We start from the raw sequence: 22,212 nt of genomic DNA on the forward strand, positions 1-22,212 counted from the left end.
TTGTGCGCATCCGTGCCGGGGAGCCGGCCGGGTCCGACCTTCGTGAACGCTGCTCGCAAGGCATGGCGCGTGTCCGGTTGCCGGGCGCCTTGCGGGCCGGCTTGCCAGTGGCCACCGAATTCGCTATTCCGAACAAAGAGTGAACAATGCGCCTGGCCGCCGGCCGGGGCGAGCATGGAGGCTGATGTTGAGCGAGGAACACGGGGATCCGGCGGCGGGGCTGATGGTCGGCGAGGACGGTGCCACGCGGTGCTGGTGGCACGGCAACAAGCCCGACTACCTGCATTATCACGACACCGAATGGGGCCGGCCCGTTGCCGACGACCGGCGCCTGTTCGAGAAGATCTGCCTCGAGGGTTTCCAGTCGGGCCTCTCCTGGTTGACGATCCTGCGCAAGCGCGAGAACTTCCGCAAGGCCTTCGCCGGTTTCGATCCCGAGGCCGTGGCAAGGTTTGGCGATGCCGATATCGAGCGGCTGCTTGGCGACGCCGGCATCGTGCGCCATCGCGGCAAGATCGTCTCGACCATCAACAACGCGCGGCGCGCCTGTGATCTCGCTGCCGAGCGAGGATCGCTCGCCGCTTATTTCTGGAGCTTCGAGCCGGATCCTTCCGAGCGGCCTGCGCGCTTCGATCACGCCTCCTTGTCGGTGCTTGCCCAGACGCCGGCCTCCAAGGCTTTGTCGCGCGATCTGAAGAAACGCGGCTGGAGTTTCGTCGGGCCGACCACGGTTTATGCGTTCATGCAGGCGATGGGCCTTGTCAACGATCACCTCGAGGGGTGCTGCATACGTGTGCAGGCGGAGCAACAACGCTCGGAATTTGTCCGCCCAAAATAAAACCAGCGATTGTATTCAGTCGATTTCCGTAGTTGCGCGGAAGCGATGCATGCGCTTAGCTATCGTTGTATTTGCCGAGTTTTCGCGGCTGGAGGCGCGGCGCGCGCCAGTTGTTGTGGACGCAGTTCGAAATTGTGCTCGGGCCCGGCAAATCGTGTAGGATCGGCGACCGGTATGAGGTTACTCATGCGGCCTAGGGTCCTGGGACCGAAACGGGGCGGGGAGGGCGGCACGCGCCGGATTCCGCGCGCCTGAACGTAAAACAGCGGCTGCCACAAGGTGCCGCGTCCGGGTGCGCATTTTGGGCGCCCGAAGGGAGGAATGTTATGAAACTCGCTCGTTTCGCCGTCGGCCTCGCCGCCGGCCTCGCATTGACCGTGTCGGCGGCCTGGGCCGAGACGACGACGCTGCGCATCACCCTGCAGCTGCCGCTCAAGAGCCATCTCGGCGAGAACCTGTCGCTCTTCAAGCAGAAGGTCGAGGAAATCTCCAAAGGCGAGATCGCCGTCGAGATCTACGATTCGGCACAGCTCTACAAGGACAACGAGGTGCCGCAGGCTGTCGGCTCCGGGTCCATCGAGATGGGCGTTGCCTCGCTCACCCGCTATGTCGGCGACGTGCCGGCGGTGGACGTTTTCTACATGCCCTTCCTGCTGAACAGCGAGGAGCTGGTGCGCAAGGCCGTGGCTCCGGGCAGCCCGGTGCGCGGGCCGCTTGACGACGCGATCCTGGAGACCGGCGCGCGCGTTGTCTGGTGGCAGGCCTATGGCGGCTCGGTGCTGCTGTCCAATGGCGGTCCGATCAAGACCCCGGCCGATGTCGTCGGCAAGAAGGTCCGCGTCTTCGGCAAGACGCTCGGCGAATGGATCAAGGCTGCTGGCGGCGCGCCGACGCTGGTCTCCGGCTCCGAGCAGTACATCGCCTACCAGCGTGGCACCGTGGATGTCGGCATGACCGGCGTCTCCGGCGTCAAAAGCCGCCGCCTGTGGGAGGTGATGGACACGATCACCGTGACCAACAACGCCGACATCGAGTTCATCGTCGTCGTCAACGAGCAGTTCTGGCAGGGCCTGTCCGACCAGAAGCGCGCGTGGATCACGGAAGCCGCCGTTTTCGCCGAGAACGACGTGCGTGATCGCATGACCGGTATCGAGACCGCAGCCTATGAAGCGGCCCGCGAAAACGGCATGACCGTCTATGAGCTCAGCGACGCGGAAGTGGCCGCATGGATGGAAGCCGCGCAACCGGTCTATGACCAGTTCCTCGCCGATTCCGGCGATCTGGGGGCCAAGGTGCTGGCCGCCGCCCGCGCGCTCGGCAACTGAGCACGCGTCTTTCCGCATTCCACCGGGGCGGCAGCCGTCGCCCCGGTTTCTCCTGTTAGTCAACATGCACGGATGACGCCGATGCTGCGTATGATCGACCGCGTGTCCCGCTTCACCGGGACCGTCGCCGGCTGGGCCTATTTCGCGATCGCCTTGATGCTCTGCTACGAGGTCATCATGCGATATGTCTTCATCGCTCCCACGATCTGGGCGGAAGAGCTGTCACGCATGTTCCTGGTCTGGGCGACATTCGGCGGCGCCGCGATCCTGGTACATCGGCGCCAGCACATCGTGATCACCCTTGTCACCGACCACCTGCCGCCACGCCTGCGCCAGGCGCAGGAGGTTTTCGCGCTGCTCTTCGTGGCGGCGTTGGCCCTCTTCATCGTCATCTATGGCGGCGGCATCGCGGGCGATTCCCTGACCCGCGGGCGGACCACCGGTTCGATGCTCGACCTGCCGGCCTGGTGGGCGCAGGCCTCGCTCCCCGCCTGTTTCGCCCTGCTTGCCCTGCAAGCGCTCGTCGAGGCGCTGCGGGTGGCGCTGAACGGACCCGATGACACGCCGCGCGCGCCGCTGGAGCATTGAGGTGATATGACCACCATATTGATTTTGCTGGCGCTTTTCGCCCTGCTCCTGGCCGGCATCCCGGTTGCCTTCACGCTTGCCGGGCTTGGTCTTGGCTTGCTCTATTTCGGCGGGTTGTCGCCGCTGATGGTGCCGCAGGGGCTGCTTTCGGCCGCGGACAGTTTCGTGCTGATCGCCGTGCCGCTGTTCCTGCTGATGTCCAACGTGCTACTCAAGGGTGGTGTCGGGCGCGATCTGTTCGCCGCCGTGCAGGCCTGGGTCGGTCACTGGCCGGGCGGACTTGCCATCGCCACCATCCTGTCCTGCGGCATCTTCGCGGCGATCTCCGGATCCTCCGTCGCCACCGCCGCGACCATCGGCACGGTAGCGATTCCCGAGATGACGGCGCGCGGCTATCCCCGCCGCTTCGTGCTCGGCCTGCTTGCCGCCGGCGGGACGCTCGGCATCCTTATCCCTCCCTCGATCCCGATGATCGTCTATGGCGTCATCACCGAGGAATCGATCATCGCGCTGTTCCTTGCCGGCATCGGCCCGGGCCTCATGCTGATGGCGCTTTTCATCGCCTGGTCGGTGCTTTACGCAAGCTTCGCCGCCGACTATCAGCCAAGCCCCAAGGCAACCTGGACCGAGCGCCGGGTGACCGCGATCCGGGCGCTCCCGACGGTCCTGCTCGCCGCGCTTGTCATCGTCGGCATCTATGCCGGCATCTTCACGCCGACCGAGGCCGCCGCCGTCGGTTTCCTCGGTTCGCTGATCGTCGTCGGCCTCATCCTGAGAACGCTCGACTGGCCGAAGCTGCGCGATGCGGTGGCCGAGTCCATGACCACCACGGTGGCGATCCTGCTGATCGTGTGCGGTGCCAAGGTGTTCGGCAAGGCGATCACGCTCTACCGGATCCCGCAGGACATTTCCCTGTTCCTGTCCGAGCATATCTCCACCGCCGGCATGTTCATCCTCGTCGTGGCGCTGGTGCTTCTGGTGATGGGACTGTTCCTGGAGGCGCTCTCCATGATGCTGATCATGGTCCCGGTGCTTTCCGGTGCCCTGTTCGCGCTCGGGATCGACCCGATCTGGTTCGGCGTCTTCTTCGTCATCATGGTCGAGTGCGCCCTGATCACGCCGCCCGTGGGATTGAACCTCTATGTCATACAGGCGGTCGGAAAGGCGACGATGGGCGAGGTCTCGACCGGCGTCTGGCCGTTCCTCTTCATCATGCTGGCCAGTGTCCTGCTGATCTTCTGGTGGACCGACCTGGTGCTCTATATCCCCTTCAAGCTGTAGCGACCGGCGAGCCTCCGGCCCATCGCCGGGGGCGCCCGGTCCTTTGAAAACAAGATCTTGCCGGCCGCGTTCGCGAGGCCGGCCACAAGGCAGAACAAAGGCAGGAAACAATGTCCTCACCCGCCGCAAGGCTGCGCGCCCATCTCGCCGCCACCCCTTTCACCGTCATGCCCTGCTGTTTCGACGGTCTCTCGGCCCGTCTGATCGGCGATGCCGGTTTCGACGTGACCTTCATGTCGGGTTTCGCGGTTTCCGCCACCCGCATCGGCCAGCCCGACACGGGTCTCATCTCCTATGGCGAGATGGCCGACACGGCCCGCAACGTCGCCGCCGCGACGCGGGCGCTGGTGATCGGCGACGGCGACACCGGCTACGGCAACGCGCTCAACGTCAAGCGCACCGTGAAGGGATACGCGCAGGCCGGCATGGCCGCGGTCATGATCGAGGACCAGGTCGCGCCGAAGCGTTGCGGCCACACCAAGGGCAAGCTGGTGGTCGACCGGGTCGAGGCCGTCAACCGCATCAAGGCGGCGGTCGACGCGCGCGAGGAGGGGGCCGACATCCTTATCCTCGCCCGCACCGATGCCCGTCATGGCCACGGGATCGACGAAGCGCTGGAGCGGGCGCGCGCGTTTCGCGATGCGGGTGCCGACATGCTTTTTGTCGAGGCGCCGCAAAGCGTTGAAGAGATGGAGACAATCTGCCGCGAAGTGCCGGGCGTCCACATGGCGAACCTGGTCGAGGGCGGCGCGACGCCGATGCTGCCGCATGCCGAGCTTCAGCGCATCGGCTACCGCCTTGCCGCCTATCCCCTGACGCTGCTGTCGGCGATGACCCGCGCCATGCAGGAGGCGCTTGCGGTGATGAAGGCGGGCGGCCATCCGGATGCCGCGCTGCTCGACTTCGCCGATCTGCGCAAGGCGGTCGGTTTCGATGCCTATTACGAGGAAGAAGCGACCTACGCCGACCGCCGCGACTGAGCGATCCGGTTTGGCGCATGTTCACCCCGCCTGTGCACGGGGCCGGGCGGGGACAGGGGAATGCCTGGCCGCGTCCGGACGCTGCCGGGCCGATCTCTCCGTCTTTGTGCAACTTTGGCAAGTTCGAACAATTCTTTGCAGATTTCTGCGCGAAATTTTTCGAAAATGTCGCAATCTTTTGTCGTCCTGCGCAGCATCCGAGGCTCCCGGACCGGCCTCTGTGATCCGGACCAGGGGCGTGCCGCGTAGACCCGAACGGAACAGGCGGCGCGACGGCCGTTCCCGATCCGCCGTCGAACACCGCCGCCGGTTCTGCGGGAGGTCCACCCCGATCGGCCGCCCGTCAAGGAGATCGCTCCTCCCCCGGAGCGGTCTCCTTTGCTCTTCAGGGGATCTCCCGAGGACGTGCGGGGGGCGTTCACCTGTCCCTCAAAGCTCCGGCGCGCGGGCGAGCCAGTCCGTCGCCCGCTCATAGGTCTTGGCGAGGCGCAGCACGCCGAGATCGTCGCGCGGCCGGCCGATGACCTGGAAGCCGGCCGGAAGACCACTGGGCGAAAAACCGGCCGGCAGGGCGATGGCGGGCAGGCCAAGCAGACTTGCGGGGACGACGGTCTCCATCCAGCGGTGATAGGTGTCCATCGGCCGACCGGCCACTTCCGCCGGCCAGTCCAGCGTGACGTCGAAGGGGAAGATCTGGGCGCTCGGCATGACCAGCGCATCGACGCGGTCGAATAGGCGCAGCATCGCCCGGTAAAACGCGCTGCGCACCGCGCTTGCCTCCTCGATGCGGGCAAGCGGCAAGGCCCGCCCGCGCTCGATCTCCCAGATCGCCGCCGGCTTCAGCTTGTCGCGGGTGGCGGCCGATTCAAAGAGCGGGCCGAGCTTCCCGGCAACCCGCCAGCTCCGAAGGTCGATCCAGGCCTGGAAGACGCGTTCGGGTTCAAAGGCAAGCTCCGCCTCCTCGACCGCGCAGCCGCGCCCGGCGAAGGCGTCGAGGCTGGCGCGTGTGAGGTCGAGGATGCCCGGTTCGGTCGGCAGGTGGCCGCCGAGATCGCCGAGCCAGCCGATGCGCGTGCCGGCGACATCGTCGGCAAGCTCGGGCGCGAATTCAGATCCGTCGCCGGCAAGCGATTGCGGCGCGCGCGGATCGTAACCGGCCTGCACGGAAAGAAGCAGCGCCAGATCGTCGGCGCTGCGCGCCATCGGCCCGTCGGTCGCCATCGTGTCGAAGAAGACCTCCGGCGCGGGACCAGCGGGAACCCGGCCATAGCTGGGACGAAGACCCATGACATTGCAGAAGGCGGCGGGGTTGCGCAGCGAACCCATCATGTCGCTGCCATCGGCGACGCAAAGCATGCGGGTGGCAAGTGCCGCCGCCGCACCGCCGCTCGATCCGCCGGCGCTCTTCGCCGGGTCATAGGGGTTGAGCGTCGGCCCGAAAAGCGGGTTGTAGGTATGCGAGCCAAGGCCGAATTCCGGCACATTGGTCTTGCCGATGATGATGGCGCCGGCCGCCCGCACCCGGGCGACATGGATGCTGTCCTCTTCCGGCACCTGGCGGGCAAAGACAGGCGAGCCCATCGTGGTGGGCAGGCCGGCGGTCATGGCGAGATCCTTGATCGCCTGCGGAATGCCGTGGAAGGCGCCGCGCGAGCGGCCGGCCGCGAGCTCGGCGTCGGCCGCATCCGCCTCGGCCAGCAGCGCGTCCGCCTCGCGCAGCGAAACGATGGCGTTGATCTTCGGGTTGACCTCGGCGATGCGGGCGAGCGTCGCCTCCATCACCTCGCGCGCCGACACCTGGCGCTCGTGGATCGCCCGTGACAGGGCCCGCGCGCCAAGGCCGGTGATCTCGCCATTCGCCATTCGTCTCTCTCCCGTCTGTTCGAAATGTCCGGGGCTCCGGCCCCGACCGGACAGGGGGTGCCCGGTGGCAAGGGCGGCCCGATGCCGCCCGGCGGACGATCCGGCGCTGGGCGCGCCGTCCTGTTCCTGTCTTGGAGAGTGGCGCATCTTGCGCGGAAGATGCAAGCGGCAACAGGTATTTGGCGGCGATAGGGAAGGGGTGGGAACATTATCGCAGGGTTTGCGCGCGCCGGCGCGTGCCTCCCACTCGGCGGTCATCCCTCCATGCTGCCGAGGTCGCCGTCGACCTTCTGCACTAGCCTCCCCGCAAACGTCATCTCAGCCGAAGCGAAGCGGAGGGCAGGGATCCATTGGCAACGCCGGCCGGCGTGTTGGTGCCCATCGATTGCGGCGGACGAGGAGCCCTGCGCCGTCAGGGGACCGAACCGGCCGGCGCCCGCTCGCGATCCTGTCGCTTCTCCCCGCGTCGCTCTGCCTCCGTCCCCTCTATTTCCCCTCCGAGCTTAACCCTCGTGCCGGCGCGTCAGCATGCAGGCTTGCAATCGGGGGCGTTCGGACTATGGTCCCGCGCGATCCTGCCGCCGCCGGCCCGACGGCCCCGCGCGGCTTCACGAAAGCCTTCGGTTCCTCAATGTTCGGAGTTCCCATGCCGGTCGACGGCGTATCGCAGACGAGTGAGCCGGACGGCGCGACGCGCCCCGCAACGGCGCGGCTTTCGGTCGTGCTGCCGACCTTCAACGAGCGCGACAACCTGCCCGTTCTGATCGACCGGCTCGACACCGTGCTTGCCGGCATCGCCTGGGAGGCCATCGTCGTCGACGACAATTCCCCCGACGGAACGGCGGAAGCCGCCCGCGCCATCGCCGCGCGCGATCCGCGCGTGCGCGTCATCCGCCGTGTCGGCCGGCGCGGGCTGTCGGGGGCCTGCATCGAGGGCATGCTCGCCTCCTCCGCCGACTATGTCGCGGTGATGGACGCGGACCTGCAGCATGACGAGACCCTGCTGCCGAAGATGCTTGCCGCCCTGTCCAACGGCGCCGCCGACCTTGCGGTGGCAAGCCGCCACGTGGAAGGCGGCGATGTCGGCGCGGGTCTTTCCGCCGTGCGTGCCTCCGGCTCCGGCCTTGCCAACCGGCTCGCCCAGCTGTTCCTCGGCGTCACCCTGTCCGACCCCATGAGCGGCTTTTTCATGATCCGCCGCTCCGAGGTGGAGCGGCTCGCGCCGAACCTGTCCTCGCAAGGGTTCAAGATCCTGCTCGACATCGTCGCGACCGCGCGTGGCTCCCTGCGCATCGTCGAGCTTCCCTTCGTCTTCCGCGAAAGGCTGCACGGGCAGAGCAAGCTCGACACGCTGGTCGCGCTCGATTTCCTGGGGCTTCTCTTGTCAAAATTCGTCGGCGACGTCGTCTCCGTGCGCTTCCTCATGTTCATGATGGTCGGAGCCTCCGGCGTCGTCGTCCACATGGCGGCGCTGTTCGCGCTGATCGAGCTGGAGGGCATGTCCTTCCAGCTGGCGCAGACGGCGGCGACCTTCGTCGCCATGACCACCAATTTCTGGCTCAACAACCGCCTGACCTATCGCGACCGGCGGCTCAGGGGCCTGGCCGCGCTGCGCGGGTTGCTGACCTTCTATCTGGTCTGCGGTTTCGGCGTCATCGCCAATGTCGGCGTCGCCTCGCTGGTCTACCAGGAAGACGCCGGACGCATCCTGATCGGGCTGGCGGGCGCCGCCGGCGCGGTGATGGGCGCGGTGTGGAACTACGCGGCAAGCTCGGTGCTGACATGGCGGAAGGCTTGAGCGGGCAAGACGCGGGGAGCGGATCGTGAGCATGCCGCGCGACCGCGCGCCGCTGCCCTGGTGGCTGCGGCCTTCCTTCCTTGTCCTGCTCGTTTGCGCGCTGACAGGCCTGCGCCTTGTCGTCGCGGCGCAGTCGGGCCTTGCCGAGGACGAGGCCTATTACCGGCTTTGGGGGCTTTATCCGGCGACCGGTTACTACGACCATCCGCCGATGATCGGCTGGTTCGTCCATCTGGGTCAGTGGATCGCCGGCGACACCGCGCTCGGCCTGCGGCTTCTCGCCGTGCTTTCCGGCATCCTGGGTTCGGCCGCGCTTTGGCGCACCGGTTTCCTGCTCTACGGGATGCGTGTCGCCGGATATGCGGTGCTCTTCCTCAACGCGACGCTGCTGGTCGGCGTCGGCAGCCTTATCGCCACGCCCGACGCCCCTTCCGTGCTGTTCTGGGGGCTGGCCGTCTGGGCGCTGGCGGAGCTGGCGAGCGGTCGCAATCCGTGGTGGTGGCTCGCCATCGGGCTCTTTGCCGGCCTTGGCCTCAACGCCAAGTATTCCGTTCTCTTCCTTGGCGCCGGCATCGTCGCCTTTCTGGTCCTGGTGCCGGAGGCCCGGCGCTGGTGGCGGAGCTGGCAGCTCTGGGCCGGCGGGCTGATCGCGCTTGCCCTTGTCGTGCCGGTCGTTTCCTGGAACGCCGACCACGAGTGGGCCTCATTCGTCAAGCAGTTCGGCCGCGCCGTACCGGAAGGCTGGTCCTCGCGCTACCTGCCGGAATTTCTGGGCGCCGTGATCGGCCTGCTCAATCCGCTGATCGCGCTGCTCGCCGGCATCGGCCTTGTACGTGTGGTGCGCGGCGCCTTTCGCGGCGAACCGGCCGCCGGCCTGCTGCTGTGGACGAGCCTGCCCTTCTTTGTTTACTTGCTCGCCCATTCGCTCCATTCCCGCGTCCAGGGCAACTGGCCGGCGCCGCTGTTTCCGGCGCTGGCCCTGATGGCCGCGATCGTCGCCGCCGATCCGCCGGCCTTCGCCGCCCGGGTCTGGCGCGCGCTTGCCGGGACTGCCATCGTGCTCGGCCTTGCCGTGTCGCTTCTGGTCTACTGGCATGCGGTGACGCCCCTCACCGGCGCTTTCGCGCGCAAGGACCCGACCTTCCAGACGCGGGGCTGGGGCGAGATCCGCGAGGAGGTCGCCGCGCTGGCGGGCGCGCACGATGCCCGCTGGATCGCCACCTACGGCTACGGGCTGAGCGCGCAACTCGCCTTCCAGCTCGACCGCGAATGGCCGGTCGAGCAGCTTACCGAGCGCATTCGCTACGCGATGCGACCCGATCCCGACCCGGCCGTGCTTTCGCAGCCTGCGCTCTTTGTCGTCGAGGAGCGGCGCGATCCGGGCCTTGCGGCGCTCTCGACACGCTTTGCCAAGGTCGCGCGCGTTGCCGAGCTGACCCGGCGGGTCAAGGGCGTGCCGCTCGAGACGCTCGTCGTCTACGCGGTCTCGGACCCGCGCAGGCCAGGCCCGCTCGATCCCGTCTATCCACTCCCCTGAGCCGGCGCAAAAAAGAGGGTGGCGCCGCCGGCCGGCACGCTGCATAGAATCGGGCGATGAAACGGATCCTGCTGACCTCCGCCGATTACGGCCTCGCCTTCGGCGTCGACCGGGCCCTGCGCGAACTGATCGGTGCCGGCGCGCTCTCCGCCGTCGGCTGCCTCGTCGTGTCGGACCTGTGGTCGCGCGAATACCTGCCGCTGCGCGATGCGGTCGACAGCGTCCGCCATCGCACCCTGGTCGGGCTGACGCTGGCGCTCACCCAGCCGCACCAGCCGCTTTCCGTGCGCGGGCGCGGCCAGTTCGGCGACGTCTTCCCCAGAGCCCGCTGGTGGCGCTTTCGCGGCGCCCTGCGGCTGCTGCCGGACGAGATGATCGCCGACGAGGTCGAGGCGCAATTCTCCTGTTTCGAGGAGTTCTACCAGCGGCCGGCCGACTTCCTGCATGTCACGGACGACCTGCTTGCCGTGCCGGCGCTCGCCCGTGTGGTGCTGAAGCAGGCGGGCCTGCGCCGCTGGCCGCCGCGCGTGGTCATGCCGCAGCTGGAGCCGCGCGCGGCCCGGCGCTTCGCGCGTCTGGCCGGCGAATGCGGCCTGCGCGTGCTGCAGCGCGGCCCGGCCTTTCCCGCCACCGTCGAGGAGGCGGACCATGTCCACCATGTGCGCCGCCGGCTCGACGGGCTGTCCGACCGCACCGTGGTCTTCTGTCAGCCGGGCGAGGTCGACGACCGGTTGCGGCGCGCCGAGCCGCGCGCCCGGCTCGACACGCGCAGCGCCCAGTACGCCTTTCTCAGGGGCAGCACCTTTCCGCTGCTGCTGATGGAAAAGGACATTTTTCTCTACTGACGTCCGGCTGCGGCAGGCCAGGTTGGAATGGACGCGAACGGCCAGGCTCAGGCGCGCGCCGCATCCTCCGCCGCTCGCTTCAGCGCGCCGCGATCCACTCCCATCGCCTCGAGCGCCCGCGCGGCGACACCGTGTTCCATATCGGCCACGACCGCGACGACATGCGCCCCCAGCAGCGGGGCGTGATCCTTGTGGCTGGCGGCCAGGGCCTGCATCACCTGCTTGCCGGATGCGGCAGCGTGGTAGAGGCCGCCCCCCGCGCCGCCGGCATCCTGGCGCGGGCCGCGCCGGGAAACTGTCGGAGGCTCGATGCCGATATGACGCAGCGCCTCGTCATACTGGCGCGCGATCGCGTCCCCGAAGGACGCGGCATTGGCGCCGACCTGCGCGAAGGCCACACGCGCGGTGCCGTCCGGCAGGTCGAGCGCCGCCAGCAGGAAATGCTCCGCGCCCGGCTCCTGCTTTGCCTCGCGCCGGGCATGCAGTTCCGCCTGCTGGCAAAGCGTCCTGATCGTGCGCATGCTTTCCAGTCGCTTCCTGATGCCGCCAAACATCGCTGTCTCCTATCGGTGGTCATCGCCAGCGACTGTTCCCGACAGCCGCTTGTGCGCCGCCTGCTTCGTGACCCCCAACGCCTGGGCGATTCTCGCCCAGGACCAGCCTTGCCGCAGCGCCGAGGCCACCGCCTGCCGCTCCAGCCTGTCCGCCAGATCCCGCAGGGCGACGACGGCGGCCAGCGCCTTGTCCGGTTCATCGGGGGCGGGAAGTACGCTCAGTTCGTCCATCCGTCAACATTGGTTGACGATTTAGAGCTTGTCAACAAACATTGACAAAACGGACCACCGACCGTCCCACCCCCTGAAACGCGAAAACCGGCCCCCCGCGGGGATGGGGGGCCGGTTTTTCGGGGGGAGGAACACCGCGAGGTCAGGAAGAAGCGGCGTTTGATGAGTGTAATATGGGGGTGATGCGGCCCGCTTACAGTGATGGCGGTCACACAATCCGCTTTGCTGGGGGCGAAACCGCCCTAATATGGGGCGGCGGGGCCTGCCGGCCCGGCACGACGGGGCAGTCGTGCGGGGCCCGTTTCCAGTTCATGCGGCATTCATGCCCGGGTCCCGATAATCGCGTTCCAAGAGGACGACAGATCGAGGCGGGACTGATGCTGGAAATCAAGACATTCCTGGAAAACAGCTTTTCCATGGAAGGCCTGGACACCGAGCTGGCCGCCGGGCTCTCCGCCCTGGCGAGACCGATGTCGGTGAAGCCCGGCGCGATCCTGTTCGAGGCCGGCGACCCCGGCAATGGCTGCTATGCCATCCTGGAAGGCTCGCTGAAGGTCTCCATCGTCAGCGTCGAGGGCGACGAGCAGCTGCTGGCCGTGCTCGGGCCGGGCTCGATCGTCGGCGAGCTGGCGCTTCTCGACGGGCGGGCCCGCTCGGCCACCGTCACCGCGCTGAAGCCCTCGCGCCTCGCCTTCATCGACAAGTATGCCTTCGAGCGCTTCGCCGACGAGAACCCGGCGCTTTACCGGCACATGCTCTCCATCGTCGGCAAGCGGCTGCGCCAGGCCAACGACGTGCTTGCCGCGCGCTCCTTCCTGCCGCTGCCCGGCCGCGTCGCGCAGACCCTGCTGCAGCTTGCCGACACGTTCGGAAAGCCGGTCGACAAGGACCGCATCCTGATCCACTACAAGCTCTCCCAGGCCGACATCGCCAACATGGCCGGCGCGGCGCGCGAGAATGTCAGCCGCGTGCTCAATGACTGGAAACGGGCCGGCACGATCAGCCGGATTTCCGGCTATTACTGCCTGGAAAACCCCGACTGGCTGCGCCGTGCCTCGGCGCTTTGATGAATTTTCAATGACGCTGACGCAGCGTCGGCAAGGCCTGTCGCCGCTTTTGTTTCCTTATCCTGCAACAAATGCCGAGGGTTAAGCCCGCGGTAAGGCGAATCCACTACCGCTTTGGGAAAGTTCGGGCCCCAAAGTGAGGTTAGGCAATGCGGTTTTCCGACCTGTCGATACGCAACAAGCTCCTGGTCAGCGCCGGCGCGCTGTTCTTCGCCTCGATGATCGGCACCAGCCTGACCGGCTCGCTGGTGATGTCCTCGGCGGCCGAAAAGGCGGCCGAGAGCGAGGCGCGCGCGCTGCTCGATGCCTATGCCAGCGAAGTGTCTGGAGGCGTGTCGCGATCGCTCACCGTCGCCAAGACGGCGGCCGCGGCGGTCGAGGGGCTGCTTGCCGGAGGCATGAGCGACCGCGACCGGCTCGGCGACCTGATGATCCGTACGGTCGAGGCCAATCCCCAGCTTGTCGGCATGACGCTGGCCTTCGAGCCGAACGGGCTGGACGGGCGCGACGCCGAGTTCAAGGGGCACAAGTATTCCGACGCCAACGGCCGCTTCGTCCCCTATTTCTACTTCGGCGCCGACAGGAAGGTGACCGTCGAGCAGCTTGTCATGACCAAGGAATCGGGCACCGAGGGCTGGTACGACATGCCGGTGCGCGAGAACCGTTCGCTGGTGACCCCGCCCTACACCTATCCGATCGACGGCAAGGACGTGCTGATGACCACCATCAGCTGGGTCGTGCGCAAGGGCGACAAGCCCGTCGGCATCGCCACCTCGGATCTGGCACTGACCTCCATCGTCGAGAAAATGTCGGCGCTCAAGCCCTTCGGCGCCGGCGAGGTCAAGCTGGTTGGCGGCGACGACCTGTGGGTCTCGACTTCCGATGCCGCCCTGCTCGGCAAGAAGGTCGGGGACGCCGAGCTTCTCAAGCTGATGCGCGAGGCCACCTCCGGCGCGGCGAGCGCCCATGTTGGAGAGCGTTACCTGGCGGTCCTGCCGGTCGCCTTCCCCGGCGTTGCCGAGCGCTGGTATGTCGCCGTCGACGTGCCCTATTCGGCGATGGTCGCCGGTGCCACCAGCGCCCGCAACACGATGCTTGCCATCGCGCTCGCCCTGCTCGCCGTGGTGCTCGGCCTCGTCTGGTTCGGGGCCGGCGCGCTCGCCCGTCCCGTCGCCCGCCTGACCGAGGTGATGCGCCGTCTTGCCGGCGGCGACACGTCCGTCGATGCGGGCATGGAGGGACGCCGCGACGAGATCGGCGACATGGCGCGCGCGGTCGAGACCTTCCGCGAGAACGCGCTGGAACGCCAGCGGCTGGAAGCCGCCCAGGGCGAGGACGCGCAGGCCCGCGCCGCGCGCCAGGCCCGCACCGAGGCGCTGATCTCCGGCTTCCGCGACACCGTGCGCGGCCTTATCGGCAGCGTCAGCCAGACCGCTTCGGGTCTCGACGAGACGGCGCGCGAACTCTCCGCTTCCGCCCATGACAGCGCCGAGCGCGCCAGCGAGACCTCGCAGGCAAGTTCGGCGGCGACCGGCAACGTGCAGACGGTGGCCAGCGCGGCCGAGGAACTCTCCGCCTCCATCGCCGAGATCTCGCGCCAGGTCGGCCAGACCACCCAGGTCGTCGACCAGGCCACCCAGGGCACCCACTCGACCAACGAGAAGGTCGCCGGTCTTGCCGCCGCCGCCAACAAGATCGGCGAGGTCGTCTCGTTGATCCAGGCGATTGCAGAGCAGACCAACCTTCTGGCGCTGAACGCCACCATCGAGGCGGCACGGGCCGGCGAGGCGGGGCGCGGCTTTGCCGTCGTTGCCGCCGAAGTCAAGGAACTGGCGACCCAGACCTCCAAGGCGACCGAGGAGATCGGCGCCCAAGTCGCCGCGATCCAGGGCTCGACCGGCGAGGCCGTCTCGGCCATCGGCGAGATCGCCCAGATCATGCAGGAAGTGAACGGCTACACCGCCTCGATTGCCTCCGCGGTCGAGCAGCAGGGCGCGGCGACGAGCGACATCTCGCGCTCGGTGCAGCAGGCGGCGGAAGGCACCGGCGCGGTCACCCGCAACATGGAGCTGCTCGCCTCGACGGTGGAAAGCACCTCGGCGGCGGCCGGCAACGTGCTCGATGCATCCGGCGCCATGAGCCGCAACACCGACGCCCTGCGCGAGGAGATCGACCGCTTCCTGACGGATGTTGCCGCTGCCTGAGGCGGCCACGAGCGCTCCACATGACCTCACGCGAAACCCCGGCGGGCATCCCCGCCGGGGTTTTCCGTTGCGCGCCCGGGCAAATCGCGGGCGACGGGCAATTTCCAGCGCGGCGGAATGGCTCTAGGCTTTCTCCCGGACCGTTTTTCCGATTCCCTGCGCAAGGAGACCGCCCGTGAGCGATGCGACCGAGACCCCCAGCGGCGAGCTGACGCTGAGAACCATGGCGATGCCGGCCGACACCAATGCGGCGGGCGACATTTTTGGCGGCTGGGTTCTTTCGCAGATGGATCTGGCGGGCGGCATCGCGGCCGGCCAGCGGGCAAGGCTGCGCGTCGTCACCATCTCCGTCGACCAGATGACCTTCATCCGCCCGGTGCATGTGGGCGACGTGCTTTGCGTCTATTGCCGCGTGATCGGCGTCGGGCGCACCTCGATGAAGATCGGCATCGAGGCCTGGGCGCTGCGCCACCGGCACGGCGAGCGCGTGAAGGTCACCGACGCGACCTTCACCTTCGTCTCCGTCGACGATCAGGGCCGGCCGATCCCGGTTCCGCCTGAGTAGGGAGCAAGCGGCGCGGCCGCGTTGCGGCGACGCAGGCGGCTCCTGAGCCGTCCCGCCAGCTCCGGGTAGCGCGCCGCGATGTCGCGAAACAGCACCTCGTCGACAACGTTGCGGCACCCTCCGGCCCACAGCCTCACCAGGGTCGCCAGCCTGTCGGCCCGTTCCGCCCCGGCGAGGATGTCGCTGTCCGGCCCGCAGCGACCAAAACCCGGGGCGCGCATCCGCAGGCCAACCGCCAGCACCCGCATCTCGGCGAAGGAGATCCGCGTGAGGGACAAACACCGGCCGCGGGACGGCGGAGTGCCGGCGGCGTCGGTTGAGGCGAGAGGTGAAGCGTTCGACATAAAAAATCCTCCATCGGTTTCCCGAGGAGGACTGGCGCGGATCAGACGACCGTTTCGTTGCCGCTTGCGCGGCCACATCCCCAAAACGCGGACCGGTTGTACCGGCCGCTTCGTGTCAGGGAGACCACCTTGCCCGGTCGGGCAGGTTGGCGAGGGCGCCAGCCCTTCTCTTGATGACGGTTTGGCTATGCCATGATCCGGCGGGCCATGCAAGGCCAAAGCGGTCGGCTCACGCCGCGTCGCGCGGCAGTTCCGCCTCGTCCTCCTCGGCGCGCGGATCGAGCGCCAGCGTCTCGGGAGTGGAGAAACGCACGCCCGAGGCCATGGCGACGAAGTCGTCCTTGTCCTCGCTCGGCAGCGCGCTGCGCTGCGTCATCCGCCACAACGCAAAGGCGATGAGGGAGGCATGGGCGGCCGAGGTCACGGCGAACAGCCCCTGCGGCGTCGTCAGCGTCATCATCACGGCGGCGAGCAGCGGTCCGACCACCGAGCCGGCGCCGAACAGCAGCAGCAGTCCGCCGCTGGTCTTGAGGAATTCGCCCGGCGGCGTGTGGTCGTTGGCATGGGCGACGATCACCGGATACATCGAATAGATCATCCCGCCGAAGGCGGCGACGAGCGCGATGATCACCACCGGCGACAGTGCTCCGCCCAGGCTGAGCGCCGCGCCGAGCACACAGCCCGCGCCGGCGATGCCGATCAGCACGAGGCGCCGGTCGACACGGTCCGACAGCATGCCGATCGGCACCTGGATCAGTGCGCCGGCCAGAAGCGCCACCGACATCATCGTCGCGATGGAGGAGACCGACAGGCCCACCTGCCGGCCGTAGACGGCTCCGAGCGTGCCGAAGGCGCTGTTGGAAATGCCGATCAGGAAGACGCCGATCACCGCCACCGGCGAGTTGCGCCACAGCGCCCTGAGGTCGAGGCGCGCCTGTGACAGCGGCTGGGGGGCTGCGGCCGTCGATAGCGCGGTCGGCAGCAGCGCCATGGAATAGATCATCGCGCCGAACACGAAGAACAGGAAGCCGGTCGTGTCGCCGAGCGTCAGCAGCATCTGGCCGAGCATCGTCGCGCCGAGATTGATCATCGTGTAGATGCCGAAGATCCGGCCCCGCGTCGTCGGGCTGGCGCGCTCGCTCAGCCAGCTTTCCACCACCATGGCGGCACCCGCGAAGCAGAACCCGGAAAGGGCCCGGAGCGGGATCCAGGCGGCCGGGGTCATGAACACCAGGTTGAGCAGCACGACGATGGAGGCGAGCGAACAGAACACGCCGAAGCAGCGGATATGACCGACGCGCTTGACGATCACCGGGGTCAGCAGGCAGCCGGCGATATAGCCGATCGCCCAACCGGTGCCGAGCAGGCCGAGCGAGGTGTCGGAAAACCCTTCGTAGGAGCCGCGCAGCGGCAGCAGCAGGCCATGCAGCCCGCCGCCGATCAGCAGCAGCGCCGATCCGACAAGAAGAGCTGCAATGGGAAGGATCTGGGTCATGAAAGGACTGGCCTGAACGAGGAAACGGGCGATGCCGGCACCATCCGCAGCGAACGCGCCGCACGATGCGGCCGCCCCTGGCGCATCCCTCGGCCGGCATTGCGACGGCATGATGGCAGCCTAGCAAAATCTCCAGCGATCACAACATGCTCCCCCCGGCCGTTCCGGAGGCACTTGCGGCTGGCTCGCTGCCTTCATCCCGCACTCATGCCGGCCCCCCGGGCAAGGCGAAGCCGCGATCCGGGCCATTCGTTTCCAGAGCGGGGCGACAAGGTTGTTGCGGCCGCGTATCGGTTTGGGCCGCAGAGGTCGGAAGGTCCTTCGTTCGCCGCGATCGCGGCGTGCCATTGTCACCGCCGGGGTTGCCAGTAGGTCCCCGCTCGGGGGCGGGGATGACGGCCTGAGAGGAGGCAGGTGCGTTGCGCTGCCCCAAACTCCGGCCGGGATGACGGACTGAGAGGAGGCAAGCGCCCGCGCCTTGCCCGGACGGGCTGTTTCGTCTAGGAAACCGGCACCCTTTCGCGCGACGTCTCCCCGCGCCCCTACCATGGATTCCGACACGCCGATGGCCAAGAACAAACCGTCCAAGCTGAAGGCCCGCCTGCCGCGCGGCTTCGTCGACCGCTCGGCCGCCGACATCCGCGCCACCGAGGCGATGCTGGCGAAAATCAAGGCCGTCTACGAGCGATACGGCTTCGATCCGGTGGAGACGCCGGCCTTCGAATATACCGACTGCCTCGGCAAGTTCCTGCCCGACACCGACCGGCCGAATGCCGGCGTCTTCTCCGTGCAGGACGACGACGAGCAGTGGATGAGCCTGCGTTACGATCTCACCGCGCCGCTCGCCCGTCACGTGGCGGAGAACATCAACGAGATCCAGCTGCCCTACCGCACCTATCGCGCCGGCTGGGTGTTCCGCAATGAAAAGCCGGGACCGGGCCGTTTCCGCCAGTTCATGCAGTTCGACGCCGACAGCGTCGGCGCGCCGGGCGTCCAGGCGGATGCCGAGATGTGCATGATGATGGCCGATGTTCTGGATGCTCTGGGCATCTACGAGATCGACGAGAACGGCAACAAGAAGCCGCTCTATGTCATCCGCGTCAACAACCGCAAGGTGCTCGACGGTGTGATGGAGGCGATCGGCCTTGGCGGCGAGGAAAACGCCGAGCGCCGGCTGACCGTGCTCAGGGCCATCGACAAGCTCGACAAGTTCGGCGTCGAGGGCGTGCGGCTGCTCCTGGGCGAGGGGCGTTGGGAAGGCGGCGCGCCGGACAAAGGCGACTTCACCAAAGGTGCGGGGCTGGAGAGCGACTCAATCGACCTCGTCATTCAGTACATAGAAGTTCGCCTGGAGTCGGGTGGGGTAGGTTCACCCGCTCTGACAAGTTATCTGGATTTACTTGGGAATACCGAGAGTGGAACGGCTGGTCTTCAAGAGCTTGAGGAAATGGCACAGCTATTTTCGGCCGCCAATTATGAAAGGGACCGCATCAGGATCGACCCCTCCGTCGTCCGCGGTCTCGAATATTACACCGGCCCGGTCTATGAGGCCGAGCTGCTGTTTCCCGTCACCAACGAGAAGGGCGAGGTCGTGCAATTCGGCTCCGTCGGCGGCGGCGGGCGCTATGATGGCCTCGTCAAGCGCTTCACCGGGCGCGACGTGCCGGCGACCGGCTTTTCCATCGGCGTCTCGCGCCTGATGAGCGCGCTGAAGAACCTCGGCAAGCTGAAGAGCGACGAGGTGCTGGCCCCCGTGCTCGTCACCGTGATGGACGGCGATACGGGAAACCTCGCCCGTTACCAGAAGATGACGCAGGACCTGCGCGCCGCCGGCATCCGCGCCGAGATGTACCAGGGCAACTGGAAGAAGTTCGGCAACCAGCTGAAATATGCCGACCGGCGCGGCTGTCCGCTCGCCATCATCCAGGGCGGCGACGAACGGGCCGAGGGCATCGTCCAGATCAAGGACCTGATCGAGGGCAAGCGGCTTTCCGGCGAGATCGAGGACAATGTCACCTGGCGCGAGAGCCGGCCGGCGCAGGAAAGCTGCCCCGAAGCCGATCTTGTCGAAACCGTCCGCCGCATGCTGGCCGCGCAGGCCGAGGACCGGGCGCGCGAAGGTGCGAAGGCGTCGGCGCAAGGGGAAAGCGTATGAGCATCCTGCCGCCCTCGCGCCGCTATGCGGAGCTGACCGATCTCTTTTCCGAGGAGGGGTTTCCGCGCGTCGAGCCGGCGGTGCTGCAGCCCTCCAGCCTCTTCCTCGACCTGATCGGCGAGGACATTCGCGGCCGCATGTATCTGGCCAGCGATGCCTCGGGCGGGGAGGAACTGTGCCTGCGCCCCGACTACACGATCCCCGTCTGCCGCGCCCATCTCGACGGGCCGGGCGCGACCACGCCGGCGCGCTATTCCTATTGTGGGCCGGTGTTCCGCCAGCGCCGCGAGGGCTCGGGCGAGTTCATGCAGGCGGGTGTCGAGTGCTTCGGCCGCGCCGACGAGACGGCTGCCGATGCGGACATCCTGGCGCTGGCCGCGCGGGCGCTTGCCGTGCTCGGCGTCGATGATCTGAGGATCCATATCGGCGACGAGGCGCTCTACCGCGCCGTGCTCGACGGGCTGGACCTTGCCCCCGTCTGGCGGCGACGGCTCGGCGAACTCTTCGGCGAGCGCGACCGGCTGGACGCTGCGATCTCCAACATGAAAGGCGGCGCCGGCGACGGCGCGCCGGCAACGCCCGCATTGATGCGCGCGCTGGAGGGCGTCGATCCGGAAACGGCGCAGGCCGCCGTCGCCGAACTGCTCAGCCTGACGGGCCTGCGCCCGGTTGCCGGGCGCTCTGCCGCCGACATCGCCGAGCGCCTGCTGGAACAGGCGATGCTCGCCAATCATGACAGCGGCACGGACCGCGCCGCCGAGGTGCTGACGCGCTTCCTGGCGATTGCCGGCCCCCCGCGCGAGGCGGTGGCGGCGATGCAGCGCTTTGCCGGGGAGACCGGGCTCGACCTTTCCGCGGCGCTGGAGCGCTTCTCGGCGCGGCTCGATGCGCTGGAAGCGGCCGGCGTCGACACGGGCGCGCTCACCTTCGCCGCCGATTTCGGCCGCCGGCTTGACTATTACACGGGCTTCGTCTTCGAGATCCATTCGGCCGCCCGCAAGGCCGCCGGCCAGATCGTCGGCGGCGGCCGCTACGACCGACTGCTTGCCCTGCTCGGCGCCGAGACGCACATTCCCGCGACCGGCTTTTCCATCTGGCTCGACCGGATCTGAAAGCGCAAATGCCATGACCGAAGCTTCCGACACCCGTTCCCAGCCGCTGATCATCGCCGTGCCCTCCAAGGGCCGGCTGCAGGAGAACACGCACGATTTCTTCGCCCGCGCCGGCCTGCCGGTCGGGCGTCCGGGGGGCGCGCGCAACTATCGCGGACGGCTCGGCCGCTTCGCCGCCTCGGACGTGGAGATCGCCTTCCTCTCGGCCTCCGAGATCGCCCGCGAGCTGAGCGCCGGCCAGGCGCATCTGGGTGTCACCGGGCTCGATCTGGTGCACGAGACGATTTCGCGGCCCGACGAGCTGGTGCATGTGGTCACCCCGCTCGGCTTCGGCTTCGCCGACGTGGTCGTCGCCGCGCCCGATGCCTGGATCGACGTCTCGACCATGGCCGATCTGGTCGACGTCGCCTCGCATTTCCGTGCCCGCAGCGGCGTACGGCTGCGCGTCGCCACCAAATATGTGGCGCTGACGCGGGCCTTCTTCGCGAGCCACGGCCTGTCCGACTACCGGATCGTGGAAAGCGCGGGGGCAACGGAAGGCGCGCCGGCCGCCGGTACGGCGGAACTCGTCGTCGACATCACCACCACCGGCTCGACCCTTGTGGCCAACAATCTCAAGGTGCTCGAGGACGGCATCATCCTGAAGAGCCAGGCGCATCTCGTCGCCTCGCTGAAGGCCGACTGGACGGACGCGCAGCTTGCCGCCGCGCGGGTGATCCTCGACCGGATCGCGGCCGAGGAACGCGCCCGCGGCTTCCGCGAGATCCGCGCGCTGGTGCAGGCACCTGAACTGACCGCAAGGGCCGCGGCCGAGCAGTTCGGCGCGATCGCGCCCTTCGGCACGCAGGTCGGCCAGCCCTTGCTGCTGCATTGCCCGGCCGGCCGCGCCGCCGATTGCGCCACGCTCTTGCGCGACCACGGCGCGCCGCATGTCAGCGTGACGACGCTCGACTATGTCTTCGGCACGCAGAACCCGCTCTACGAGCCGCTCGCCGCACGGGTGTCCGAGGCGCGCTGAGGGGCGATTGGCGCGCCTCAGTAATGCGGCGGCTTGGTCACCGGAGCGCCGCGCGAGGCGGCGTCCTCCAGCTCCTCGACATGCTCGACGAGGGCGGCGAGGCGGCGGGTGAGCGTATCCAGCTGGCCCGCCTGGGCGGTGACCACCTCGTTCAGCTCCTCGACCGTGCGCGTCTGGAAGGCCAGCTGCTCCTCCAGCCTCTCGATGCGGGCAATCGTATCGCGGTCCATTGCACTCGTCCTCAAGTCGTCTCGTCTCTTTTCAAGGTCGGGATTTCCGGGCCGCCTGTTCCGTGCCCGTCCGTTCGGGCCTCGCCATACTCCCTGCAGTGGCGTCTGTCCATGAGGAGGGGGCGGGAAGGGGCGAAGCGTCGCCCGCGACGGTTGCCCATGGATCCCTGCTCTCCGCTTCG

20 protein-coding genes and 1 riboswitch are annotated in these 22,212 nt (G+C 67.8%); of the genes, 14 read left to right on the forward strand and 6 right to left on the reverse strand.

From position 1 onward, the window contains the following. Window positions 1–184 precede the first annotated feature (184 nt). From RBB46_RS01210 to RBB46_RS01230, 5 genes are all read left to right on the forward strand, one after another. Complete coding sequence (locus RBB46_RS01210) at window positions 185–838, forward strand: DNA-3-methyladenine glycosylase I (protein WP_306027014.1); 654 nt, start codon at window positions 185–187, stop codon at window positions 836–838. Between the two features lie 326 nt (window positions 839–1,164). Continuing rightward, window positions 1,165–2,163, forward strand: coding sequence for a TRAP transporter substrate-binding protein DctP (gene dctP / locus RBB46_RS01215; protein ID WP_306027015.1), 999 nt, complete (start codon window positions 1,165–1,167; stop codon window positions 2,161–2,163). A gap of 81 nt (window positions 2,164–2,244) precedes the next feature. Further along, window positions 2,245–2,751, forward strand: coding sequence for a TRAP transporter small permease (locus tag RBB46_RS01220; protein ID WP_306027016.1), 507 nt, complete (start codon window positions 2,245–2,247; stop codon window positions 2,749–2,751). Window positions 2,752–2,757: 6 nt separating this feature from the next. Continuing rightward, window positions 2,758–4,032, forward strand: a complete 1,275-nt coding sequence (locus RBB46_RS01225; RefSeq protein WP_306027017.1) for a TRAP transporter large permease — start codon at window positions 2,758–2,760, stop codon at window positions 4,030–4,032. A 110-nt stretch (window positions 4,033–4,142) separates the two neighbouring features. Further along, a complete protein-coding gene (locus tag RBB46_RS01230) occupies window positions 4,143–5,012 on the forward strand; it encodes an oxaloacetate decarboxylase (protein WP_306027018.1) in 870 nt (289 codons plus the stop codon). A 429-nt stretch (window positions 5,013–5,441) separates the two neighbouring features. On the opposite strand, the gene RBB46_RS01235 is transcribed toward RBB46_RS01230, so the two are convergent. Beyond that, window positions 5,442–6,875: an amidase gene (locus RBB46_RS01235; RefSeq protein ID WP_306027019.1), complete on the reverse strand. Its 1,434-nt coding sequence runs from the start codon at window positions 6,873–6,875 to the stop codon at window positions 5,442–5,444. A gap of 646 nt (window positions 6,876–7,521) precedes the next feature. Here RBB46_RS01235 and RBB46_RS01240 point away from each other — a divergent pair. From RBB46_RS01240 to RBB46_RS01250, 3 genes are read left to right on the forward strand one after another with little or no spacing between them, the layout of a single operon-like run. Continuing rightward, window positions 7,522–8,673 carry a glycosyltransferase family 2 protein gene (locus tag RBB46_RS01240; protein WP_306027020.1) on the forward strand — a complete coding sequence of 384 codons (1,152 nt, stop codon included), beginning with the start codon at window positions 7,522–7,524 and terminating at the stop codon, window positions 8,671–8,673. 31 nt (window positions 8,674–8,704) lie between these two features. Then, the gene (locus RBB46_RS01245; protein WP_306027334.1) at window positions 8,705–10,210 is read left to right on the forward strand and encodes a glycosyltransferase family 39 protein; all 1,506 of its coding nucleotides are present in this window, start codon (window positions 8,705–8,707) and stop codon (window positions 10,208–10,210) included. Window positions 10,211–10,266: 56 nt separating this feature from the next. Then, window positions 10,267–11,055, forward strand: coding sequence for a ChbG/HpnK family deacetylase (locus RBB46_RS01250; RefSeq protein WP_306027021.1), 789 nt, complete (start codon window positions 10,267–10,269; stop codon window positions 11,053–11,055). Window positions 11,056–11,102: 47 nt separating this feature from the next. On the opposite strand, the gene RBB46_RS01255 is transcribed toward RBB46_RS01250, so the two are convergent. Both RBB46_RS01255 and RBB46_RS01260 read right to left on the reverse strand, forming a co-directional pair. Next, window positions 11,103–11,609: a Clp protease N-terminal domain-containing protein gene (locus RBB46_RS01255; RefSeq protein ID WP_306027022.1), complete on the reverse strand. Its 507-nt coding sequence runs from the start codon at window positions 11,607–11,609 to the stop codon at window positions 11,103–11,105. Window positions 11,610–11,618: 9 nt separating this feature from the next. Then, a complete protein-coding gene (locus RBB46_RS01260) occupies window positions 11,619–11,840 on the reverse strand; it encodes a helix-turn-helix domain-containing protein (RefSeq protein ID WP_306027023.1) in 222 nt (73 codons plus the stop codon). A gap of 377 nt (window positions 11,841–12,217) precedes the next feature. Here RBB46_RS01260 and RBB46_RS01265 point away from each other — a divergent pair, with 377 nt between their 5' ends. The 3 genes from RBB46_RS01265 (at window position 12,218) to RBB46_RS01275 (ending at window position 15,676) form a co-directional block, all read left to right on the forward strand. Beyond that, entirely contained in the window at window positions 12,218–12,907 is a 690-nt protein-coding gene (locus RBB46_RS01265; protein WP_306027024.1) for a Crp/Fnr family transcriptional regulator, read from the forward strand. A gap of 149 nt (window positions 12,908–13,056) precedes the next feature. Further along, window positions 13,057–15,111 (forward strand): methyl-accepting chemotaxis protein, encoded by a 2,055-nt coding sequence (locus RBB46_RS01270; RefSeq protein ID WP_306027025.1) that lies wholly within the window; start codon window positions 13,057–13,059, stop codon window positions 15,109–15,111. Between the two features lie 223 nt (window positions 15,112–15,334). Further along, window positions 15,335–15,676, forward strand: coding sequence for an acyl-CoA thioesterase (locus RBB46_RS01275; protein ID WP_306027335.1), 342 nt, complete (start codon window positions 15,335–15,337; stop codon window positions 15,674–15,676). On the opposite strand, the gene RBB46_RS01280 is transcribed toward RBB46_RS01275, so the two are convergent. Both RBB46_RS01280 and RBB46_RS01285 read right to left on the reverse strand, forming a co-directional pair. Further along, complete coding sequence (locus tag RBB46_RS01280) at window positions 15,643–15,954, reverse strand: hypothetical protein (RefSeq protein ID WP_306027026.1); 312 nt, start codon at window positions 15,952–15,954, stop codon at window positions 15,643–15,645. The two genes, RBB46_RS01275 and RBB46_RS01280, sit on opposite strands and share 34 nt — an antisense overlap. 109 nt (window positions 15,955–16,063) lie before the next feature. Next, window positions 16,064–16,202, reverse strand: a riboswitch (SAM-I-IV-variant riboswitch). A 47-nt stretch (window positions 16,203–16,249) separates the two neighbouring features. After that, window positions 16,250–17,515 carry an MFS transporter gene (locus RBB46_RS01285; protein ID WP_306027027.1) on the reverse strand — a complete coding sequence of 422 codons (1,266 nt, stop codon included), beginning with the start codon at window positions 17,513–17,515 and terminating at the stop codon, window positions 16,250–16,252. A 565-nt stretch (window positions 17,516–18,080) separates the two neighbouring features. Here RBB46_RS01285 and hisS point away from each other — a divergent pair. From hisS to hisG, 3 genes are read left to right on the forward strand one after another with little or no spacing between them, the layout of a single operon-like run. Continuing rightward, window positions 18,081–19,670 (forward strand): histidine--tRNA ligase, encoded by a 1,590-nt coding sequence (gene hisS / locus RBB46_RS01290; RefSeq protein ID WP_306027028.1) that lies wholly within the window; start codon window positions 18,081–18,083, stop codon window positions 19,668–19,670. After that, window positions 19,667–20,782, forward strand: a complete 1,116-nt coding sequence (locus RBB46_RS01295) for an ATP phosphoribosyltransferase regulatory subunit (protein ID WP_306027029.1) — start codon at window positions 19,667–19,669, stop codon at window positions 20,780–20,782. Before hisS ends, RBB46_RS01295 begins: the two co-directional genes overlap by 4 nt. A gap of 13 nt (window positions 20,783–20,795) precedes the next feature. After that, window positions 20,796–21,800 (forward strand): ATP phosphoribosyltransferase, encoded by a 1,005-nt coding sequence (gene hisG / locus RBB46_RS01300; protein ID WP_306027030.1) that lies wholly within the window; start codon window positions 20,796–20,798, stop codon window positions 21,798–21,800. Between the two features lie 17 nt (window positions 21,801–21,817). Here the strand turns inward: hisG and RBB46_RS01305 are convergent, their stop codons facing one another. After that, entirely contained in the window at window positions 21,818–22,030 is a 213-nt protein-coding gene (locus RBB46_RS01305; protein ID WP_306027031.1) for a SlyX family protein, read from the reverse strand. Between the last annotated feature and the right edge of the window lie 182 nt (window positions 22,031–22,212).

Source organism: Stappia sp. MMSF_3263, from assembly GCF_030733745.1.
Classification (GTDB): Bacteria; Pseudomonadota; Alphaproteobacteria; order Rhizobiales; family Stappiaceae; genus Stappia.

What these genes read in the sequence shown, in the direction of transcription:
- RBB46_RS01250 (WP_306027021.1), top strand. Translation starts at nt 10,267, where the DNA reads ATGAAACGGATCCTGCTGACCTCCGCCGATTACGGCCTCGCCTTCGGC.
- RBB46_RS01230 (WP_306027018.1), top strand. Translation starts at nt 4,143, where the DNA reads ATGTCCTCACCCGCCGCAAGGCTGCGCGCCCATCTCGCCGCCACCCCT.
- RBB46_RS01295 (WP_306027029.1), top strand. Translation starts at nt 19,667, where the DNA reads ATGAGCATCCTGCCGCCCTCGCGCCGCTATGCGGAGCTGACCGATCTC.
- RBB46_RS01275 (WP_306027335.1), top strand. Translation starts at nt 15,335, where the DNA reads ATGGCGATGCCGGCCGACACCAATGCGGCGGGCGACATTTTTGGCGGC.
- dctP (WP_306027015.1), top strand. Translation starts at nt 1,165, where the DNA reads ATGAAACTCGCTCGTTTCGCCGTCGGCCTCGCCGCCGGCCTCGCATTG.
- RBB46_RS01285 (WP_306027027.1), bottom strand. Translation starts at nt 17,515, where the DNA reads ATGACCCAGATCCTTCCCATTGCAGCTCTTCTTGTCGGATCGGCGCTG.
- RBB46_RS01260 (WP_306027023.1), bottom strand. Translation starts at nt 11,840, where the DNA reads ATGGACGAACTGAGCGTACTTCCCGCCCCCGATGAACCGGACAAGGCG.
- RBB46_RS01305 (WP_306027031.1), bottom strand. Translation starts at nt 22,030, where the DNA reads ATGGACCGCGATACGATTGCCCGCATCGAGAGGCTGGAGGAGCAGCTG.
- hisG (WP_306027030.1), top strand. Translation starts at nt 20,796, where the DNA reads ATGACCGAAGCTTCCGACACCCGTTCCCAGCCGCTGATCATCGCCGTG.
- RBB46_RS01210 (WP_306027014.1), top strand. Translation starts at nt 185, where the DNA reads ATGTTGAGCGAGGAACACGGGGATCCGGCGGCGGGGCTGATGGTCGGC.
- RBB46_RS01225 (WP_306027017.1), top strand. Translation starts at nt 2,758, where the DNA reads ATGACCACCATATTGATTTTGCTGGCGCTTTTCGCCCTGCTCCTGGCC.
- RBB46_RS01265 (WP_306027024.1), top strand. Translation starts at nt 12,218, where the DNA reads ATGCTGGAAATCAAGACATTCCTGGAAAACAGCTTTTCCATGGAAGGC.
- RBB46_RS01255 (WP_306027022.1), bottom strand. Translation starts at nt 11,609, where the DNA reads ATGTTTGGCGGCATCAGGAAGCGACTGGAAAGCATGCGCACGATCAGG.
- RBB46_RS01270 (WP_306027025.1), top strand. Translation starts at nt 13,057, where the DNA reads ATGCGGTTTTCCGACCTGTCGATACGCAACAAGCTCCTGGTCAGCGCC.
- RBB46_RS01235 (WP_306027019.1), bottom strand. Translation starts at nt 6,875, where the DNA reads ATGGCGAATGGCGAGATCACCGGCCTTGGCGCGCGGGCCCTGTCACGG.
- RBB46_RS01220 (WP_306027016.1), top strand. Translation starts at nt 2,245, where the DNA reads ATGCTGCGTATGATCGACCGCGTGTCCCGCTTCACCGGGACCGTCGCC.
- RBB46_RS01245 (WP_306027334.1), top strand. Translation starts at nt 8,705, where the DNA reads ATGCCGCGCGACCGCGCGCCGCTGCCCTGGTGGCTGCGGCCTTCCTTC.
- RBB46_RS01240 (WP_306027020.1), top strand. Translation starts at nt 7,522, where the DNA reads ATGCCGGTCGACGGCGTATCGCAGACGAGTGAGCCGGACGGCGCGACG.
- hisS (WP_306027028.1), top strand. Translation starts at nt 18,081, where the DNA reads ATGGCCAAGAACAAACCGTCCAAGCTGAAGGCCCGCCTGCCGCGCGGC.